Raw genomic sequence first — 15,907 nt, 5'->3', positions numbered from 1 at the left:
CCCGTCCCCCCCCCGCGCGCCGTGGGGGGGCTCGCGGGGTGGGCGGCGGTCCCCCCCCCCCCGCGCCGGTGTCCGCGGGTGTCCACAGCGGACTGGTCACCAGCCGAAGAGCGCGGCCATCACGCGAGCGCAGCGGTCGGTCATCGCCGCGGCGGTTTCGCCGGGCCGGTCGATCCACCAGCTGATCAGCGAGTCCACGACACCGGTCCAGACGTGGGCGAGAGCCTCGACGTCCAGCGCGTCCGACGGCCCGCGCGAACCCAGCAGCTGACCGGCGCCGACGAGGGCGAACACGTCGAGGCGTTCGCGGTAGTCGCCGGCCGCGGCGGCGATGTCGCCCGTCGCGGGCACCGTCGGGTCGCGCAGGAGCTTCCACGCGTAGCGGTCGTGGTCGAACGTCGCGAAGATCGCCGCCAGCACCGCGAGCGGCATGCGCTCCGGGTCGCCGCCGGCCGCCATGGTCTCGGCCACGCCGTCCGTCAACCGGCCCCCCGCGCGGTGCAGGCACGCGAGGTACAGGCCTTCCTTCGAGCCGAAGTACTGGTACAGCAAGGGTTTCGTGACACCCACGCGGCGCGCGATCTCCACCATCGACGCGCCCGCGTACCCCGCCCGGCCGAACTCCTCGGTGCCCGCCACGAGGATCTGCGACTCGCGCTCGCCGCGCGGCACACCCTTCGTCCCGGCGGCCCTTGACCCTGTCACAGGGTTGAGCCTACCGTAAATGACCCTTGGGTAAGTTACCTTAGAGTTAGTTCCGTTCGGGAGGAGACGACGTGGCCGACTTCCTGGCGCACCTGCGTGACCCGGTGCTGTACGCGATCCCGGTGTTCCTGCTGTTCGTGGCCGTCGAGATCGTCGCGGTGCACGTGCTCGGCCACGACGACGACGTGGTCGGCTACCGCCCCGCCGACACCCGCACGAGCATGCTGATGGGCACGGTCGCGCTGGGCGTGAACGCGCTGTTCCGGCTCGTGATGCTGGTGGTCTTCGCCGTGCTCTTCGAGCTGGCGCCGGTGAAGTTCGACCCGCGCGACTGGTGGACGTGGGCGCTGATGCTGCTGGGCCAGGAGCTCGTGTTCTACGCCTACCACCGCGCGAGCCACCGCGTGCGGCTGCTGTGGGCCGGGCACCAGGTGCACCACTCCAGCGAGCACTACAACTTCTCGACGGCGCTGCGGCAGAAGTGGACCCCGTACTTCCAGCTGCCGTTCTGGTCCGTGCTCGCGCTGTGCGGGATCCCGCCGTGGATGATCCTCACCGGCCTGTCGATCGACCTCGTGTACCAGTTCTTCGTGCACACGGAGAAGGTGCAGAAGCTGCCGCGCTGGTTCGAGTACGTCTTCAACACCCCGTCGCACCACCGCGTCCACCACGGCAGCGACGCCGAGTACCTCGACGCGAACTACGGCGGGATCCTGATCGTCTGGGACCGGCTCTTCCGCAGCTTCGTCCCCGAGGGCAAGCGGCCGACCTACGGACTGACCACGAACATCGACACACACAACCTGCTGAAGGTCGGGTTCCACGAGTACGGCTCGATCCTGCGCGACCTTCGTGGTGCGCAGGGTTGGCGGGACCGGGCGGGGTACGTGGTCGGCCCGCCGGGCTGGTCACCCCGCCACGAGCTTGCCGACGAGCCGGGCGAGCCCGGCCGCCCCGGCCGCGTCGTCCGCGCGGCGGCTGATCACGAACAGCGGACCGGCCCGGTCGAGGGTCACGCCGTCGCTCGTCAGTAGGTGGTACGCGGCGAGCATCGCCGCTCGGCCATTGCCGTCGGGAAACGGGTGGAAGAAGCACACGTCGAGGTACGCCCGCGCCACGCGCGCCGGCAACGGAGCCGTGCCGTGGGCGTCGGCGAGGTGCGCGTCGAACTCCTCGGGGGTGGTGGGGCCGTAGCGTTCCCGGCCGCCCTTGGCGAACGCGGTGGTGGTGCGGAACGCGGCCGGTTCGCCGAGCACGAGCTCCTGCCAGCCTGCGAGGAGGTCGAACGTGAGGGGGCGGCCGGCGTCGGCCCGCACCTGGGCGAGCGCGGCCAGCAGCCGCTCGGCCCGCTGCTCGTCGCGACGGCGAACGATCGTGTCGACGAACTCGGCCACGCCGTCATCGGCCCCGGTCCGCGGTGTGACGTCGGGGACCTCGTCCCAGGCGACACCGGCGCGGACCGTGAGCCAGGTCCGCAGATCGTCACGCACGCGGGTCGGCGGCCGCGATCCGCCGCGCGAGGTCGGCGACCTGGGTCTCCTCGGGCGCGATCCACGACTCGAATCGGCCGCCGATGGCTTCCTCCACGAGCCGCACGTCGGCGATCCCGTGGGAGGCCAGGAACCACTCCAGCACCTGCGCGCAGTGGCGGTACCACGCGTCACCCGCGCCGGTCCGGTCCACGACTTCTTCCACGAGCACCGGCACGACGCGCTCCCATGCGGCGAGCCGCTCCTCAGCGGAACCGGCCGGGAGGGTGTGCGTGGCGAACAGGTCGGCGAGCCGCTCCAGCCAGCCGCGCCATTCGCGCAGCGCGGCGAGGGCCCGCGCCGACGTTTCGGCCGACGTGGTCACGGAATGCGCGCCACAGCACCACGAACCCACCGGCCCGCCGCCGAAACCCCCTTCGTCGCGGGCCCACGCCCAGCCGCGGGTCCACGAGCCGAGCTGCCGGTCGAGGGCGGCCAGCACGCCTTCGGTCCAGTCGTCGCCCGCCGCCCACGGAACCGACGCGATGATCCCGGCCGCGGCTTCGGCGTCGAACGGGTGCTTCGCGGGGTCGACCTCGACCCAGGGCAAGCCGGCCGGATAGTAGTCGTAGAGCGACACAGGCGTGAGGATCTCGCAGTCCACTGTCGACTCGCAACCGGTTTTCGCGGGCGAATTCGGTTGCGCCGCATGGTGTTCTGGAGGGGTGACCGAACCGAATCGCCCGCATCGCTGGGATCTCGTGCGCCCGGACCAGCTCGGGAGCCTGCCCACCGGGGCGCCCGTGTTGTGGTTCCTGGACGAGCTCACGGCGTGCGCGGCGAAGGTGCTGGCTCGCAGCGAGGACGGGGATCTGTACTTCGTCGGGCGGTCCGGGGACAGCGTGTACGACCTGTTGAGCGGCGCCCTCACCGACCGGAGCCGGCTGCGCCTGCTGCCATTGTCGTTGGGGATGGTCGACAATTCCTTGCTCGGATCGATGCGGCCCGGTGAAACGGCCCAGCTGCGCGCCAACCTCGCCGACGCCGGACTCTCCCCGGCGGCGCTCGCGGATGGTGGGCCGCCGGTGGTGTTCACGGACCTCGTCTCGTCCGGTGGCACGTTCGGGTGCCTGACCGGCATCCTTCGGCAGTGGGCGGAAGACGACGGAGCCGCGTGGCCGCAAGTCCGGCGGCGCCTGCGGTTCCTCGGCATCACGTTGCGCCGCGCGACGAGCCCCAAGACCTGGCGCTGGCACCAGCACGCGGGCTGGACCGCCGGCCTGCCCGCCGGCGCCGTCCGCAACGTCTCCCTCGACGCCAACGTCTGGAGCTACTTCGGCAACTGGCAACCGAAACTCACGCGCTCGTTCACGCGCGAGCGCTGGGGCGCCGAAGACGCCCGCGCGCCGCAGCACGACGACAAAGCGCGCGAAGCCCTTGCCGAAGCGCTGGCGGTCGTCGCGGCGGGACGGACGGCCGAGGTGCGGGACCGGATGGTGCGCGAGATCGTGAAGGAACCGGCGATCGCACAGCCGTGGCTGCGCGCGCTGGTGACCGAACTCAAGCTGCCCCGGCCCCGACTCCGAACCCCACCGCCGCCGGGAACGGCCTAGGCTTCCTCGTCCTCCAGCATCTCCGGGGTCACCGCGGACTCCGTGTCCGGGATGTTCAGGTCCTTCGCCCGCTTGTCCGCCATCGCGAGCAAGCGCCGGATGCGGCCGGCGACCGCGTCCTTCGTCATCTGCGGGTCGGACAGCTGGCCGAGCTCCTCCAGCGACGCCTGCCGGTTGGACAGCCGCAGCTTGCCGGCCGCCAGGAGGTGGTCGGGGGCGGTGTCGCCGAGGATGTCCAGGGCGCGTTCGACGCGGGCAGCCGCCGCGACGGCCGCGCGGGCCGAGCGGCGGAGGTTGGCGTCGTCGAAGTTGGCGAGGCGGTTGGCTGTGGCGCGCACCTCACGGCGCATCCGCCGTTCCTCCCACTGCAGCACGCTCGAGTGGGCGCCGAGGCGCGTCAGCAGCGCGCCGATGGCGTCCCCGTCGCGCACCACGACCCGGTCGGCGCCGCGGACCTCGCGCGACTTCGCCTGGATGCCCATTCGCCGGGCCGCGCCGACCAGAGCCAGCGCCGCTTCCGGGCCCGGGCACGTGACTTCCAGCGACGACGAGCGGCCCGGTTCCGTGAGCGAACCGTGGGCGAGGAACGCGCCGCGCCACGCGGCTTCCGCGTCGGCGACCCCGCCGGACACCACGGCCGCGGGCAGGCCGCGCACCGGCCGCCCGCGCTGGTCGATCAGCCCGGTCTGGCGGGCGAGGCCTTCGCCGTCCTTCACGACGCGCACGACGTACCGCGTGCCCTTGCGCAGGCCACCGCTGGCGGTGATCACGTGCACGTCGGACTGGTGGCCGTAGAGCTCGTGGATCTCCTTGCGCAGCCGCCGGGCCACGGAACCCGTGTCGAGCTCGGCCTCCACCACCACGCGGCCGGCCACGATGTGCAGCCCGCCGGCGAAGCGAAGCAGCGACGCGACCTCCGCCCGGCGTGGCCCGACCTTCGTGATCTCGAGCCTGCTCAGTTCGTCCTTCACCGCGGCGGTCATCGCCATGTACTGCCCCTCCTGCCTTCCGCTGCGCGCCCGCCGTCAGCCACGGTGCCCGCTGTGTCCCCCATCGAGGCCGAGAGCCTCTCGCATGCACCGGGCGAGCGCATCAGGATCATGCCGTCCCTCCACGACCGGGTCGGCCACCGCCCCCAAATGGGCGCGACCACCCAGCCGCTGCGCCGCCCGGCGCAGACTTGCCGGGTCCGGCACCGAATCGCGGTCCGCGATCACGGCGTCGACCCGCAGCGCGGGGGCGTGTTCGAAGAGTACGTCGAGATGCCGCTCCGGTGAGAACCCGGCAGTTTCCCCCGGCTGGGGGACAAGGTTGAGGACCACGACCTTGGTGGCCCTCGTGCGCACGAGCGCGTCGTGCAGATCCGGCACGAGCACGTGCGGCAAGACGCTGGTGAACCACGAGCCCGGCCCGAGGAACACCACGTCGGCGCCGAGCACGGCCTCGATCGCTTGCGGGCAGCCCTGCGGCGGCCGCGCCTGGCGCCCGACCGGGTGCAGGCTGATGCGGTGCACCTGCCCGGGTGTGCTCGCCACCGCGACCTGCCCGCGGATCCGGCGGACCGCGCTCGGGTCCTCGCTGTCGAGGCCGCTCACCTCGGCCTCGATCTCCAGCGGCTCCGGCGACATCGGCAGGACACGTCCGGAAATCCCCGTCAGGCGGCTCGCTTCGTCGAGCGCAGCCACGGGATCGCCGAGCACCTCGAACAGGCCGGCCAGCAGCAGGTTGCCCACCGCGTGGCCGGCCAGCGCGCCGTCGCCGCCGAAGCGGTGCTGGAACACCTCGGCCCACAGCGTGCCGCCGTCTTCAGCCGCGAAGGCCGCGAAGGCCTGCCGCAGGTCACCCGGCGGCAGGAGGCCCAGCTCACGCCGCAGGCGCCCGGACGAGCCCCCGTCGTCGGCGACGGTGACCACCGCCGTGACTTCCCGGGTGACCCGCCGCAACGCGGTGAGCGTCGCGTGCAGGCCGTGCCCGCCGCCAAGCGCGACCGCGCGTACGTCACTCACGGCCAAGGTCGCGGTGCACCACCTTCACGGCCATTCCGTCCTCCTTGGACAGTCGGTGCGCGAGCTCTTCCGAGATCGCGACGCTGCGGTGCTTCCCGCCCGTGCAGCCGACGGCGAGCGTGAGGTACCGCTTGCCCTCGCGCTTGTAGCCGGCGCCGATCAGGCGCAGCAGCTGGTGGTAGCGGTCGAGGAACTCCTCCGCGCCTTCCTGCGACAGCACGTAGTTGCGGACCTCGCCGTCGAGCCCGGTGTGCTCGCGCAGCTCCGGAATCCAGAACGGGTTCGGCAGGAACCGCACGTCCATCACCAGGTCGGAGTCCATCGGCAGGCCGTACTTGTAACCGAACGACAGCACGGTCACGCGCGTCTGGGTGCTCGCCTCGGAGCCGAAGGCGTCCTCTATTTTCGCCCGCAGGTCGTGCACCGACAGCGCGGAGGTGTCGAGCACCAGGTCGGCTTCCTCGCGCAGCGGCGCGAGGAGCCTGCGCTCGGCGGTGATGCCGTCGGCGAGCCGGCCGTCGCCCTGCATCGGGTGGCCGCGGCGGACGGCCTCGAAGCGGCGCACCAGCACCGCGTCGGTGGCCTCCAGGAACAGCACGCGCGGCTTGTACCCGCGCGCGTCGAGGTCCTTGATCACCGAGGCCAAGTCGTCGGTGAACGCGCGCGAACGCACGTCCATCACCACGGCCACCTTGGTGATCGCGCCGCGCGCCTGCGCGCCGAGCTCGACCATGGTGGCGATCAGCTCCGGCGGCAGGTTGTCCACGACGAACCAGCCCAGGTCCTCCAGGCACTTCGCCGCGGTAGAGCGGCCCGCTCCCGAGAGGCCGCTGACGACGGCGACCTCCATCCCGGTTCCCCGGTTGTCCTCTTGCGCACTCACGATGGTTCCTTCCCCGATCACGACCCCTTGTCCCCTCCCGAGCCGGCACCGGTCTCCCCGGCCAATGCCGCCACCACGGCCTCCGCGGTGCGCCTGCCGAAGCCGGGCACCGCCTCGATCTCCTCGACCCTGGCTTGCTTGAGCTTCTTCACCGAGCCGAAGTGCTTGATCAGCGCGGTGCGCCGAGCCTGCCCCAGCCCGGGCACACTGTCCAATTCGGACGCCGACAGCCGCTTGGACCGCTTCTCGCGGTGGTAGCGGATGGCGAACCGGTGGGCCTCGTCACGCAGGCGCTGCAACAGGTACAGCCCTTCGGACGTGCGAGGCAGGATCACCGGATCGGGGTCCGCGGGCAGCCAGACCTCCTCCAGCCGCTTCGCGAGCCCCACCACCGCGATGTCGGTGATCCCCAGCTCCGCCAGCACGTCGGCCGCCGCCGTGGCCTGCGGGCCCGCGCCGTCGACCACGAGCAGGTTGGGCGGGTAGGCGAACTTGCGCGGGCGGCCCGTGTCCGGGTCGATGCCCGGGCGGGCGGGTTCGATCGCCTCGCCGTCCACGGCACTGTCGCCGGTCGTGTCGCCACTGATTTCGCTACTGATTTCGCCGGTCTCGGCCGGGCTGTCCTCGGCGGTTTCCTTGAGGTAGCGGTGGAACCGGCGGCGCACGACCTCCGCGATCGACGCGACGTCGCCCTCTTCCGCGGCCTCGCGCAACGCGAACCGGCGGTACTCGGACTTGCGTGCGAGACCGTCTTCGAAGACCACTAGCGACGCGACCACGTCGCTGCCCTGGATGTGGCTGATGTCGATGCATTCGATGCGCAGCGGGGCACTGTCGAGCGCGAGGAAGTCCTGCAGCTCCTGCAACGCCGCCGAGCGCGCGGTGAGGTCGCCGGCGCGGCGCAGCTTGTGCTGGGTGAACGCTTCGGCTGCGTTGCGCTCCACCGTCTCGGCGAGCGCCTTCTTGTCGCCGCGCTGGGCGACGCGTACGCGCACCCGCGAGCCGCGCATCCCCGAGAGCCACTCCCCCAGTGCTTCGGCGTCGGCGGGCAGCTCCGGCACGATCACCTCGCGCGGCACGACGGGACCGGTGTCGATGCCGTCGCGCGCGGCCCGCTCGGACTCCTCGCCATAGAACTGCGTGATGAAGTGGTCGACCAGGTCCGGGACGCCCATTTCCTCGGCCTTGTCGATGACCCACCCGCGCTGCCCGCGCACGCGTCCGCCGCGCACGTGGAACACCTGCACGGCCGCTTCCAGCTCGTCGTGGGCGAAGGCGACCACGTCGGCGTCGGTGCCGTCGCCGAACACGACCGCCTGCTTCTCCATCGCACGGCGCAGGGCGCCGAGGTCGTCGCGCAGCCGCGCGGCGCGTTCGAACTCGAGCTCGTCGGACGCCGCGGACATCTCCTGCTCCAGGCGGCGGATCATGGCGTCCGTGCGGCCGGCGAGGAAGTCGCAGAAGTCCTCGACGATCCCGCGGTGCTCGTCGGCGCTGACCCGCCCGACGCACGGCGCCGAGCACTTGTCGATGTAGCCGAGCAGGCACGGCCGCCCGATCTGGCCGTGGCGGCGGAACACGCCGGCCGAGCACGTGCGCGCCGGGAACACGCGCAGCAGCAGGTCGAGCGTCTCGCGGATCGCCCACGCGTGGGAGTACGGCCCGAAGTAGCGCACGCCCTTCTTGCGCGCCCCGCGGTAGACGTGCAGGCGCGGGTACTCCTCGTTCAACGTCACCGCGAGCACGGGGTAGCTCTTGTCGTCGCGGTAGCGGACGTTGAACCGCGGGTCGAACTCCTTGATCCAGTTGTACTCGAGCTGCAGCGCCTCGACCTCGGTGGTGACCACGGTCCACTCGACGCTCGCGGCCGTGGTGACCATCTGGCGCGTGCGCGGGTGCAGGCCCATGAGGTCGGCGAAGTAGGAGTTCAGCCTGCTGCGCAGGCTCTTGGCCTTGCCGACGTAGATGACCCGCTTGGCGGCGTCGCGGAACTTGTACACGCCAGGGGCGTCCGGGATGCTCCCCGGCGAGGGACGGTAGGTGGTCGGGTCAGCCACCGCCCAAGCCTATGGCGCGGCCCCGACAGATTTGAAAGGCCCCGGTGCACAGGGGACATCGAGTGCCCGTCTAGGGCGCAACCCTTGCCCGCCCGGTGCCCACCGCGCTGCCCCCGACCCCGACGGAAGTCGGGTGATTCGGACACGCGCGACCTTCGTCGGTTCCCGGCCGGGTGACGCGCTGATTACCGTCCGTCCCAGCCGAGACCCGGCTCTTCCGGTCCCCACCGAAAGGAACTCCCTGTGAGCAGAACCCGTATCGCCGGCGTGGTCACCGCCGTCGCCGTCGCGTGCACCCTGGCCGGCGGCACCGCCGCCACCGCGCAGACGAACATCGTGGGCGGCAGCACCGCGCCCGCCGTCAGCTGGGGCGCCCAGGTCTACGTCAACACCCCGGGCCGCGACTTCCAGGGCTTCAACTGCTCCGGCACGGTCGTCGCGTCGCGCTGGGTGATGACGGCCGTGCACTGCCTCGACGAAGACGGCAGCGGCATGTACGTGCGCGTGGGCACCAACACTCTCTTCGGCGGCACCAAGATCGCCGTCGACCGCGAGGAGGAGTCGCCCAACGGCGACATCGCCCTCCTGCATCTCGCGCAGGCCACCACGGCCAAGCCGATCACCCTCGGCAGCGCCGACCCGGCCACCGGCAGCACCAACCAGCTCTACGGCTGGGGCCGCACGACCCCGACCGGCCCGCCTGCGTCGGCGCTGAAGGTCACCAACGTGCAGGTCACCGGCCGCTCCACCGACGCGTACGGCGGCCGCGCGATCCAGAGCGTCGGGATCAACGGCGCCGCGTGGAAGGGCGACTCGGGCGGCCCCGAGGTCTCGAACGGCGTGCAGGTCGGCGTCGCGTCGACCGTGCAGAACCAGAGCGGCACGAACACCCGCGGCACCAACAACTACGCGAGCGTCGCCACCAGCCGCTCGTGGATCCGCACCACCGCGGGAGTTTGAGCCGGGCTTGTTCGAGACACCCGAGCGGGGGTGCGTGGCCGGGTGCCCCGGGCCACGCACCCCTATCCTGGCGGTCGTGAGGATCGCGACCTGGAACGTCAACTCGATCGTGCCGCGGCTGCCCCGCGTGCTCGACTGGCTCGAGCACGCGGCACCCGACGTGCTCTGCTTGCAGGAGCTCAAGAACACCACCGAAGCGTTCCCGGCCGACGAGGTGAAGGCGCTCGGGTACGACGTCGCCGCCTACGGACTCGGCCGGTGGAACGGCGTCGCGATCGTCTCGCGCGTGGGCCTTGACGACGTGGTCCGCGGCCTCACGGGCGAACCGCGGTTCGAAGGCGCTTCGGAAGCCCGCGCCGTCGGCGCCACGTGCGGCGGCGTGCGGGTGTGGTCGGTGTACGTGCCCAACGGCCGGGAGCCCGACAACCCGCACTACGCGTACAAACTCGAATGGCTCGAAACCTTGCGCACCACCGTGGCGGCAGAGCTGGCAGAGCTGTCGGAAACACCGTTCGCCGTGCTCGGCGACTTCAACGTCGCTCCCACCGACGCCGACGTGTGGGACCGGTCGCTGTTCGACGGCTCCACCCACGTGACCGAACCCGAACGCGCGGCGCTGGCCCGCCTGCGCGACCTCGGGCTGGCGGACGTGTTCCCGCGCCCGCTGAAGTACGACCACCCGTTCACGTACTGGGACTACCGCGCCGGGAACTTCCCCAACAACCGCGGCATGCGCATCGACCTCGTGTACGGCAACGAGCCGTTCGCCAAGGCCGTGCGCGATTCCTATGTGGACCGCGAAGCCCGCAAGGGCAAGGGCCCGTCGGACCACGCTCCGATCGTCGTCGACCTGGAGCTGTAGTCCGTCGGTCAGGAACCCGTGGCCGCCTTGTGCAGCTTGCGCAGCGCGCGCACGGCGGCGACCGCGCGATCACGGTCGACGGCCTGCACTGCCATCACGGAGAAGTACTCGTCGTCGGGCAGCTCCAGCCGAGCCCACGAAGCCCCGTCGGGGAAGCTGACCGACAGCACGTCGCTCCACCGGAACCGGCGGGTCGTGATCACGTTGCGGACCTCGATGCCGGTCGCGTCCGCGCGCACGCGGGCGTTGGCGAACAGCATCGTGCCCAGCGCCAGCAGCACGCCGATGCCGATCATCGCGGCCTGGTCCGACTTCTCGAACACGACGCCGGTGTGGGAGTTGCGTAGCAGGATCGCCACGACGATGAACACGGCGAGCAGCAGCACGGCCAGCACGCTGCACATCACCAGCGCCCGCCGGGGGCGGATCACCAGCGTGGTCTCCTGCTGCTCGCTCACGGCGGGGCTCACACGAATCCCCGCTCGGTCCACGGCTGGCGCAGGCCGCGCAGCACGTGGGCGGAGTCGAGCGCCGCGACCGTGGCCTCGTAGCCCTTGTCTTCCTTCGAGCCCGGCAGGCCGGAGCGGTCGAGCGCCTGCTGCTCGTCGTTGACCGTCAGCACGCCGTTACCGACGGGCGTGCTCTCGTCGAGCGCCACGCGCGTGAGGCCGGCGGTGACCGAGTCGCACACGTAGTCGAAGTGCGGGGTCTCGCCGCGGATCACCACGCCGAGCGCCACGACCGCGTCGTGGTGGCGGGCCAGCGCCTGCGCGACCACCGGCAGCTCGACGGCACCGGCGACGTGCACGACGGTCGGCTCCTCTTCGAGCTCAGCCGCCTTCGCGGCCGCCAGCGCCCGCTCCAGGAGCTTTTCGGTGATGTTGGCGTTCCACCGCGTGGCCACGATGCCGAGCTTCAGCGCCTTGCAGTCGCTCAGGTCGAGCTCGAACTCGGGCCGTCCCTCACCGCTCATCGGGTGCTGTCCCCTTCTCCGCCTGGTCGGCGGCACCCACCTGTTCGTAGTGCTCCAGCTGCGCGAGGTCGTGCCCCATGCGGTCACGCTTGGTGCGCAGGTACCGCAGGTTCTCGGGGTTGGGCGAGATGGGCAGTGGCACACGGCCGGTGACCCGCAGGCCGTACCCCTCGAGACCGACGCGCTTGGCCGGGTTGTTCGTGAGCAGCCGCATCGACCGCACGCCAAGGTCGCACAGGATCTGGGCGCCGGTGCCGTAGTCGCGGGCGTCGGCCGGGACGCCGAGCGCGAGGTTCGCGTCGACGGTGTCCGCGCCGGCGTCCTGTAGCTGGTAGGCCTGCAGCTTGTGCAGCAGCCCGATGCCGCGGCCCTCGTGGCCGCGGATGTAGAGGACGACGCCGCGGCCTTCGCCGGCCACGGCCTGCAGCGCGGCTTCGAGCTGCGGCCCGCAGTCGCAACGCAGGGAGCCGAAGACGTCACCGGTCAGGCACTCGGAGTGCACCCGCACGAGGATGTCCTCGCCATCGCCGATCTCGCCGTAGACGAACGCGATGTGCTCGATCCCGTCCAGCAGACTGTCATACCCCACCGCGCGGAACGTCCCGGCGGCCAGCGGAATCCGGGCCTCGGCGACCCGCTCCACCTGCTTCTCCGTGCGACGGCGGTAAGCGATCAGATCGGCGATCGTGATCACCCGAAGGTCATGATCTGCGGCGAAAACCTCCAGCTCGTCGCGGCGAGCCATGTCACCCTCGTCCTTCTGCGACACGATCTCGCACAGGACCCCAGCCGGGTTGAGCCCGGCCATGCGGGCCAGGTCCACCGCAGCCTCGGTGTGACCCGGGCGCCGCAACACGCCACCCTCCTTCGCGCGCAGCGGCACCACATGCCCGGGGCGGCGGAAGTCCTTCGCCGACGCAGCCGGATCAGCCAGCAACCGCATCGTGTGCGCACGATCCGCCGCCGAAATACCCGTCGTGATGCCCTCGGCAGCGTCCACCGTCACGCTGTACGCGGTCCCGCGCACATCCTGGTTCGTGTGATACATCGGCGGCAGATCCAGCCGATCCGCCTCGGCCTCCGTCAACGCGACACACACATAGCCCGAGGTGTAACGCACCATGAACGCCAGCAACTCCGGCGTCGCCTTCTCCGCCGCGAAAATCAGATCGCCCTCGTTCTCACGATCCTCATCATCGACCACCACCACAGCTTTGCCCGCCGCAATGTCTGCGACCGCCGCCTCGATGGCGTCCGCGTCGAACACCGCGCCGGCACCGCAGGGCGTCCAGCCCGTCCGCGGCTCGGCCGCCTTCGTCTCGCTCACGGCTGCTCCTTCGTACCGTCGGACCGAACGTCAGACATTGTGCGCGCTCGCGGCCAGATGTGGGATCGCGAGCTTCTCGACGTACTTCGCGACGACGTCCACTTCGAGGTTCACGAGGTCGCCCGCCTCACGCCGGCCCAGCGTCGTGGCCTCGAGCGTGGTGGGGATCAGCGCCACGGAGAACTGCTCGTCGGTGATCGAAGCCACAGTCAGTGACACGCCGTCGACGGCGATCGAGCCCTTCTCGACGACGTACTTCCCCAGGCCCGTGGGCAGGGCGAACGTGGTCACGCCCGTGTCGTCGCGGGACAGGAAGACGCCCGTGCCGTCGACGTGGCCCTGCATGATGTGCCCGCCGAGGCGGCCGCCCGCGGGGGTGGCGCGCTCGAGGTTCACGGCGTCGCCCACGGCCACCTTGGCGAGGCTGGAGCGCGCGAGTGTCTCGTTCACCACATCCACGGTGAACCCACCCTCCGAGACGGCCACGACCGTCAGGCACACCCCGCTGACGGCGATCGAGTCGCCGTGGTTCGCGTCGGACGTGACCAAGGGGCCACGCACCGTGAGCCGCGCCATGTTGGTGCCCTGCTCGACCGCGGTGACTTCGCCGATCTCCTCGACTATCCCGGTGAACACTGCTGCTGCCTCCTCGCCGCCGTCACCGTCCGAACCCGGTGATCCCTCCATCCAACACCCGCCCGTACCCCGGTGCTTCCCCGGGCGCGGGGTCAGTTCGCGCGGTGGCGCGCGGCCTGTTCACGCAGCGCCGCGACCGCCAGGCCCGGGTTGTCCGCTCCGTAGACGGCGGACCCGGCGACGAAGCAGTCGACGCCGGCTTCGGCGGCCTGCTCGATGGTCTCGGCGTTGATCCCGCCGTCGATCTCGACCACGAGCTTGAGGTGGCCGGTGTCGACGAGGCGGCGCGCGGTGCGCACCTTCTCCAGCACGTCGGGGATGAACGACTGGCCGCCGAACCCGGGCTCCACGGACATCACGAGCAGCGTGTCGTAGTGCTTGAGGGTCTCGAGGTAGGGCTCGATCGGAGTGCCGGGCTTCACCGACAAGCCGGCCTTCGCCCCGGCCGCGCGCAGGTCCTTCGCGAGCTTCACCGGGTCGTTCGCGGCTTCCACGTGGACCGTGACGTTGTAGGCGCCGGCCTCGGCGTACCCGATCGCCCAGCGGTCCGGGTCGTCGATCATCAGGTGGCAGTCGATCGGCACGTCGGTGGACTTCAGCAGCGCCTCGACCACGGGCAGCCCTAGTGTCAGGTTGGGCACGAAGTGCGCGTCCATCACGTCCACGTGGACCCAGTCGGCGCGGGTCTCCCCCGGGTGCGCGATCGCCGCGATCTCCTCGCCGAGCCGGGCGAAGTCCGCGGACAGGATGCTGGGTGCGATGAGGGGTCGATCGGCCACGCCCCGAGTCTAGGTCGGGCCTGTTAACCGTCGTGAACCGGCTGCGGCGGCCCGGTGTTCTCTTTTCGGACATCCATCGATCATCCGGATGATGCACGCGGAACACATGCACACGGACTAATAGCCCGTGCCGGAATTTCCGGATTAATCCCCATCCGAGGAGAAACTGCATGAGAACGCTCTTCGCCGGCCGCCGCAAGTGGCTGACCGCGGGCGCGCTCGGCGCCGCGCTGATCGCCGCGGCCCCGGTCGCCCTGGCGACTTCGGACACCGCGACGTCGCGCACGGCCTCCGCGGGTGACCGCACGCAGGACGTCCGCAACGCGATCCAGGGCGGCACCGCGCGCAACGTGATCCTGTTCATCGGCGACGGCATGGGCCAGTCGGAGATCACGGCGGCGCGCAACTACGAGCGCGGCGCGGCCGGGCGGCTCGCGATGGACGAGCTGCCGCTGACCGGCGACTACACCACGTACGCCGTGGAGCAGAACAACCCCGGCAAGCCGAACTACGTGACCGATTCGGCCGCGTCCGGCACCGGCTGGGCCACCGGCACCAAGACCTACAACGGCGCGATCTCGGTCGACGCGTACGGCAACCCCGTGCCGACGATCCTCGAGCTGGCCAAGCGCGGCGGCCTGCGCACCGGTGACGTCACGACCGCCGAGGTCCAGGACGCGACCCCGGCCGTGCTCGGCTCGCACGTCGTCAGCCGCGACTGCAAGGGCCCGGTCGAGACGACGGCCAAGTGCGCGCAGAACGCCAAGGAGAACGGTGGCGCCGGCTCGATCTCCGAGCAGCTGGTGCAGACCCGCCCCGACGTCCTGCTCGGCGGCGGCGCGGCCTTCTTCGACCAGAAGGTGACGGCCGGCAAGTTCAAGGGCAAGACCGTGCTGGACCAGGCGAAGGCGGCCGGCTACAACGTCGTCAATACCGCCGCCGACCTGGCGAAGGCGAAGAAGGACAAGCCGGTTCTCGGCCTGTTCGCCGCGAACAACATGCCGGTGAACTGGACCGGCCCGGCCGCGGTCCACGGCGGCACCCAGCCGGCCCGCTGCACCTCGAACCCGGCGCTGCCGAAGACCCAGCCGAAGCTGGCCGACCAGACCCGCAAGGCGATCGAGCTGCTCGACGACCGCCACAGCGACAAGGGCTTCTTCCTGCAGGTCGAGGGCGCCAGCATCGACAAGCAGGACCACGCGGCCGACCCGTGCGGCCAGATCGGCGAGACGGTCGACTTCGACTCCGCGATCGCCGCGGGCCTCGCGTACGCCCGCAGCCACCGCGACACCCTCGTGCTCGTGACGGCCGACCACGGCCACAGCAGCCAGATCGTGGAGCCCACCGCTACCCCGGGCCTCACCGCGACGCTGGTCACCAACGAGGGCTCGAACATGACGATCGCCTACGGCACCGCCGAGACGGGCGGCTCGCAGTCGCACACCGGCACCCAGGTCCGCATCGCGGGCTACGGGCCGCAGGCCGCGAACATCGTCGGGCTGACCAACCAGACCGACGTGTTCTCGACGCTGAAGCGTGCGCTGCACCTGCGCTGACCTGCCCAGCGCCCCAATGTGGCGTTGGTTGCGTTGAGCGCACCCAATGTGGCGTTGGGGGGGGTGTGGGGGCCGGAAGGA

Annotated in this window: 16 protein-coding genes and 1 pseudogene; 5 read left to right on the top strand and 12 right to left on the bottom strand. The window is 71.1% G+C overall.

Annotation, left to right across the window (positions count from 1 at the left end):
* Positions 1-96: 96 nt before the first annotated feature.
* Entirely contained in the window at positions 97-705 is a 609-nt protein-coding gene (locus ABZU76_RS51065) for a TetR/AcrR family transcriptional regulator (protein ID WP_354885617.1), read from the bottom strand.
* Positions 706-776: 71 nt separating this feature from the next.
* On the opposite strand from ABZU76_RS51065, the gene ABZU76_RS51060 reads away from it, so the two are divergent.
* Positions 777-1,739, top strand: a complete 963-nt coding sequence (locus ABZU76_RS51060; RefSeq protein ID WP_354885614.1) for a sterol desaturase family protein — start codon at positions 777-779, stop codon at positions 1,737-1,739.
* Between the two features lie 54 nt (positions 1,740-1,793).
* On the opposite strand, the pseudogene ABZU76_RS51055 reads toward ABZU76_RS51060, so the two are convergent.
* Positions 1,794-1,961: pseudogene (locus ABZU76_RS51055) on the bottom strand (hypothetical protein); the annotation flags it as partial.
* 226 nt (positions 1,962-2,187) lie between these two features.
* Positions 2,188-2,814, bottom strand: a complete 627-nt coding sequence (locus ABZU76_RS51050; protein ID WP_354885611.1) for a hypothetical protein — start codon at positions 2,812-2,814, stop codon at positions 2,188-2,190.
* An 85-nt stretch (positions 2,815-2,899) separates the two neighbouring features.
* Between ABZU76_RS51050 and ABZU76_RS51045 the strand changes: the two genes are divergently transcribed.
* Positions 2,900-3,787 carry a hypothetical protein gene (locus ABZU76_RS51045; protein ID WP_354885608.1) on the top strand — a complete coding sequence of 296 codons (888 nt, stop codon included), beginning with the start codon at positions 2,900-2,902 and terminating at the stop codon, positions 3,785-3,787.
* On the opposite strand, the gene whiA is transcribed toward ABZU76_RS51045, so the two are convergent.
* Genes whiA through uvrC form a run of 4 tightly spaced genes read right to left on the bottom strand, consistent with a single transcriptional unit; the run spans position 3,784 to position 8,733 of the window.
* Entirely contained in the window at positions 3,784-4,776 is a 993-nt protein-coding gene (gene whiA / locus ABZU76_RS51040; protein WP_354885605.1) for a DNA-binding protein WhiA, read from the bottom strand. The genes ABZU76_RS51045 and whiA overlap by 4 nt on opposite strands.
* 36 nt (positions 4,777-4,812) lie before the next feature.
* Complete coding sequence (gene yvcK, locus ABZU76_RS51035; protein ID WP_354885602.1) at positions 4,813-5,799, bottom strand: uridine diphosphate-N-acetylglucosamine-binding protein YvcK; 987 nt, start codon at positions 5,797-5,799, stop codon at positions 4,813-4,815.
* Entirely contained in the window at positions 5,786-6,643 is an 858-nt protein-coding gene (rapZ, locus tag ABZU76_RS51030; protein ID WP_220247526.1) for an RNase adapter RapZ, read from the bottom strand. Before rapZ ends, yvcK begins: the two co-directional genes overlap by 14 nt.
* Before the next feature lie 50 nt (positions 6,644-6,693).
* Positions 6,694-8,733 (bottom strand): excinuclease ABC subunit UvrC, encoded by a 2,040-nt coding sequence (uvrC, locus tag ABZU76_RS51025; protein WP_354885599.1) that lies wholly within the window; start codon positions 8,731-8,733, stop codon positions 6,694-6,696.
* Positions 8,734-8,976: 243 nt separating this feature from the next.
* On the opposite strand from uvrC, the gene ABZU76_RS51020 reads away from it, so the two are divergent.
* Together ABZU76_RS51020 and ABZU76_RS51015 are read left to right on the top strand one after the other, a co-directional pair.
* Positions 8,977-9,693 (top strand): trypsin-like serine protease, encoded by a 717-nt coding sequence (locus tag ABZU76_RS51020; RefSeq protein ID WP_354885596.1) that lies wholly within the window; start codon positions 8,977-8,979, stop codon positions 9,691-9,693.
* Between the two features lie 76 nt (positions 9,694-9,769).
* The gene (locus ABZU76_RS51015; protein WP_354885593.1) at positions 9,770-10,555 is read left to right on the top strand and encodes an exodeoxyribonuclease III; all 786 of its coding nucleotides are present in this window, start codon (positions 9,770-9,772) and stop codon (positions 10,553-10,555) included.
* An 8-nt stretch (positions 10,556-10,563) separates the two neighbouring features.
* On the opposite strand, the gene ABZU76_RS51010 is transcribed toward ABZU76_RS51015, so the two are convergent.
* From ABZU76_RS51010 to rpe, 5 genes are all read right to left on the bottom strand, one after another.
* Positions 10,564-10,959 (bottom strand): PH domain-containing protein, encoded by a 396-nt coding sequence (locus ABZU76_RS51010; RefSeq protein WP_354885626.1) that lies wholly within the window; start codon positions 10,957-10,959, stop codon positions 10,564-10,566.
* Positions 10,960-11,021: 62 nt separating this feature from the next.
* A complete protein-coding gene (gene ribH, locus ABZU76_RS51005) occupies positions 11,022-11,528 on the bottom strand; it encodes a 6,7-dimethyl-8-ribityllumazine synthase (RefSeq protein ID WP_220238484.1) in 507 nt (168 codons plus the stop codon).
* Positions 11,518-12,795 (bottom strand): bifunctional 3,4-dihydroxy-2-butanone-4-phosphate synthase/GTP cyclohydrolase II, encoded by a 1,278-nt coding sequence (locus ABZU76_RS51000; RefSeq protein ID WP_354885623.1) that lies wholly within the window; start codon positions 12,793-12,795, stop codon positions 11,518-11,520. The genes ribH and ABZU76_RS51000 overlap by 11 nt, the downstream gene beginning before the upstream one ends.
* A 90-nt stretch (positions 12,796-12,885) precedes the next feature.
* Positions 12,886-13,491: a riboflavin synthase gene (locus ABZU76_RS50995; RefSeq protein ID WP_354885620.1), complete on the bottom strand. Its 606-nt coding sequence runs from the start codon at positions 13,489-13,491 to the stop codon at positions 12,886-12,888.
* Positions 13,492-13,583: 92 nt separating this feature from the next.
* Positions 13,584-14,270: a ribulose-phosphate 3-epimerase gene (gene rpe, locus ABZU76_RS50990; protein ID WP_220238483.1), complete on the bottom strand. Its 687-nt coding sequence runs from the start codon at positions 14,268-14,270 to the stop codon at positions 13,584-13,586.
* 170 nt (positions 14,271-14,440) lie between these two features.
* Here rpe and phoA point away from each other — a divergent pair, with 170 nt between their 5' ends.
* Entirely contained in the window at positions 14,441-15,826 is a 1,386-nt protein-coding gene (phoA, locus tag ABZU76_RS50985) for an alkaline phosphatase (protein WP_354885589.1), read from the top strand.
* Positions 15,827-15,907 lie beyond the last annotated feature (81 nt).

This window comes from Amycolatopsis sp. NPDC005232 (genome assembly GCF_040607795.1).
In the GTDB taxonomy this organism is placed as follows: domain Bacteria; phylum Actinomycetota; class Actinomycetes; order Mycobacteriales; family Pseudonocardiaceae; genus Amycolatopsis.
The sequence above is the reverse complement of the archived record's forward strand: the minus strand, read 5'-3'. Positions and strand labels throughout refer to the sequence as shown.